1 protein-coding gene and 3 pseudogenes are annotated in these 3,299 nt (G+C 59.9%); all 4 read left to right on the forward strand.

Translation table 11 applies throughout. The features are described from left to right. The first annotated feature begins 69 nt into the window (after window positions 1-69). The gene (gene nrdI / locus WAN71_RS26930) at window positions 70-522 is read left to right on the forward strand and encodes a class Ib ribonucleoside-diphosphate reductase assembly flavoprotein NrdI (RefSeq protein WP_422228250.1); all 453 of its coding nucleotides are present in this window, start codon (window positions 70-72) and stop codon (window positions 520-522) included. Beyond that, a pseudogene (locus tag WAN71_RS26935) lies at window positions 492-1,061 on the forward strand (ribonucleotide reductase N-terminal alpha domain-containing protein); the annotation flags it as partial. The gene nrdI and the pseudogene WAN71_RS26935, both read left to right, overlap by 31 nt. Beyond that, window positions 1,050-2,279, forward strand: a pseudogene (locus tag WAN71_RS26940) (LAGLIDADG family homing endonuclease); the annotation flags it as partial. The pseudogenes WAN71_RS26935 and WAN71_RS26940, both read left to right, overlap by 12 nt. After that, window positions 2,280-3,299: pseudogene (locus WAN71_RS26945) on the forward strand (ribonucleoside-diphosphate reductase subunit alpha); the annotation flags it as partial.

Genomic DNA, 3,299 nt, shown 5'->3' on the forward strand with positions numbered 1-3,299 from the left:
GATCAAAGGGCTCGCCGGAGCCGTGCTGAGCGCGTAACCGGCAGACGGCGCAGTAGAACTAGGGAGTGGATCGCCGTGCCGTCCTCCAACGTGGTCTATTTCTCCAGCGTGTCGGAGAACACCCACCGCTTCGTGCAGAAGCTGGGTATCCCGGCGACGCGGATACCGCTGCACGGCGGCATCGAGGTGAACCAGCCGTATGTGCTGGTGTTGCCGACCTACGGCGGCGGGCGCGTGACTCCGAACATCAACGACGGTGGGTATGTCCCCAAACAGGTCATCGCCTTTTTGAACAACGAGCACAACCGGTCGTTGATCCGCGGCGTCATCGCCGCAGGCAACAACAACTTCGGTACCGAATTCGCCTACGCGGGCGACGTGGTCTCCCGCAAGTGTGGCGTTCCCTACCTCTACCGCTTCGAACTGATGGGAACCCCGGACGACGTGGATGCCGTCCGCGCCGGTCTCGCTGACTTCTGGAAGGAACAGACGTGCCAACAACCGTCGCTGCAGAGCCTGTAACCGCCGGCACCCACCCCTCCCTTCCGGGAGGCCCGCCGGAGACGGACTACCACGCGCTCAATGCGATGCTGAATCTGTACGACGCAGACGGCAAGATTCAGTTCGAGAAGGACCGCGAGGCTGCACACCAGTACTTTCTGCAGCACGTCAATCAGAACACTGTCTTCTTCCACAACCAGGACGAAAAGCTCGACTATCTGATCCGCGAGAACTATTACGAGCGTGAGGTTCTCGACGAGTACTCACGCAACTTCGTCAAGACGCTGCTGGATCGCGCGTATGCCAAGAAGTTCCGGTTCCCGACGTTCCTGGGCGCGTTCAAGTACTACACCTCCTATACGTTGAAGACCTTCGACGGCAAGCGGTATCTGGAGCGCTTCGAAGACCGGGTCGTGATGGTCGCGCTGACCCTGGCCGCCGGCGACACCGCACTGGCCGAGAAGCTCGTCGACGAGATCATCGACGGCCGGTTCCAGCCGGCCACTCCGACCTTCCTCAACTCGGGCAAAAAGCAGCGTGGCGAGCCGGTGAGCTGTTTTCCAGCTGGAACGCCGGTGGACACCCCCGAGGGGCCGAAGGCGATCGAGACTTTGCGGGCAGGTACCCGGGTGCTCTCGCACGACGGGTCCTTTTCCAAAGTCGAATCCGTTGTCGAGAACTCGAATGACCAAGCGCTGGTATCGATCTCACACTTCGGGCACGCAAAGCCGATCCGATGCACTCCGGAGCATCCGATTCTCGTCTGGACGACGCGCGAGGTCGAGAGTCTCATCGACGGCGATGGTGCCGATCCGTTCAATGGATTTGTATGGCTGGCTGCCAAAGACGTTCACGCAGAAGACTTCATCGTTACAGCAGCACCGCTCGAGGGACGCGAGCGGCGCGTGTACGATCTGATGAAGTATGTTGGCGCAGGCGTGTACGAAGAAGTTGACGGGCTCATTCGAAAGGTGAACTCCGACGCGAAACACCGCAGCAAGCAGCGTCACTTCATGCGCTTCGTCTCGGTAAACCGCTATGTCGAGGAGTCGTACGACCTCGGCCTCATCTTGGGCTGGTACCTCGCAGAAGGCCACGTTTCCAAGCGATCAGGATCGGACGGCTTGCTGCCCAACGGTATTCACTTCACCGTTGGTGCACACGAACTCGAGTACCAGCAGGAGCTGGCCGCGGCGTTCAAGCGAGTATTCGCCGCTGATCTCGCTGTCCACCACAGTGTGTCGGACCAGTCGGTGCGGATGATCTGCAACAGCAAGGTCGTGTCGTCGCTGTTTCTTTCCCTGGTTGGAACTGGCTACCGCTCGAAGCGGTTGTCACATGATGTCTTGACCGCCGACCACGAATTCCAGCGTGGGCTGTTGGACGGGTTGTTCCGCGGCGACGGGTGCTGTACCACCGGCGGAATGGTGCTCGACCTGGTCAACCCGGAATTGATCGATCAGGTGCAGCTCATTGCGCGCCGGTTGGGGGTCGTGTCCAGGGTCCGCCAGTACGTCAATCAAGCAGGGAACGTGACGGGGCAGCTCTTGATCCCCGGGCTGCCCGGCACCAATGAAGAGTTCATTTTCGAGGTCGGCAAGAACCTGCATAACTACGTGGGACAAAAAGGGTCCTTGCGTAAGACTTACCAGGTCGTGCATGGGCGGCACGTGTATGGAATCCGCGAACTGAAGCGCACGCAGCAAGTGCCGGAGAAGGTGTATAACCTTCATGTCGAGGGCACGCACACCTACACGATTCGCGGCACTGTCGTCCACAATTGTTTTCTCCTTCGCATCGAAGACAACATGGAATCGATCGGGCGCTCGATCAACTCCGCGCTACAGCTGTCCAAGCGGGGCGGGGGAGTCGCGTTGCTGCTGAGCAACATTCGCGAGCACGGCGCGCCGATCAAGAATATCGAGAACCAGTCTTCCGGGGTCATCCCGATCATGAAGCTGCTGGAGGACTCTTTCTCCTACGCCAACCAGCTCGGCGCGCGCCAAGGTGCCGGCGCGGTCTACCTGCACGCCCATCACCCGGACATTTACCGCTTCCTGGACACCAAGCGGGAGAACGCCGACGAGAAGATCCGGATCAAGACGCTGAGCCTGGGTGTGGTGATTCCGGATATCACCTTCGAGTTGGCCAAGAACAACGAAGACATGTACCTGTTCTCGCCGTACGACGTCGAACGGGTCTACGGTGTGCCGTTCGCCGATGTCTCGGTCACCGAGAAGTACTACGAGATGGTCGACGACGCGCGCATCCGCAAGACCAAGATCAAGGCCCGCGAGTTCTTTCAGACCTTGGCCGAGTTGCAATTCGAGTCGGGTTATCCCTACATCATGTTCGAGGACACGGTTAACCGGGCCAACCCGATCGAGGGCAAGATCACCCACTCCAACCTGTGCTCGGAGATCTTGCAGGTGTCCACGCCGTCGTTGTTCAACGAGGATCTCACGTATGCCAAAGTGGGCAAAGATATTTCGTGCAACCTCGGTTCGCTGAACATCGCCAAGACGATGGACTCGCCGGACTTCGCCCAGACCATCGAGGTGGCGATCCGCGCGCTGACCGCGGTGAGCGACCAGACCCACATCTGGTCGGTGCCCTCGATCGAGCAGGGCAACAACGACTCGCACGCCATCGGCCTGGGGCAGATGAACCTGCACGGGTACCTGGCCCGCGAACGCGTCTACTACGGGTCCGAAGAGGGCATCGACTTCACCAACATCTACTTCTACACGGTGCTCTACCACGCGCTGCGCGCCTCGAATCGCATTGCGATCGAACGC

It is taken from the genome of Mycobacterium sp. (genome assembly GCF_049280035.1).
Classification (GTDB): Bacteria; Actinomycetota; Actinomycetes; order Mycobacteriales; family Mycobacteriaceae; genus Mycobacterium.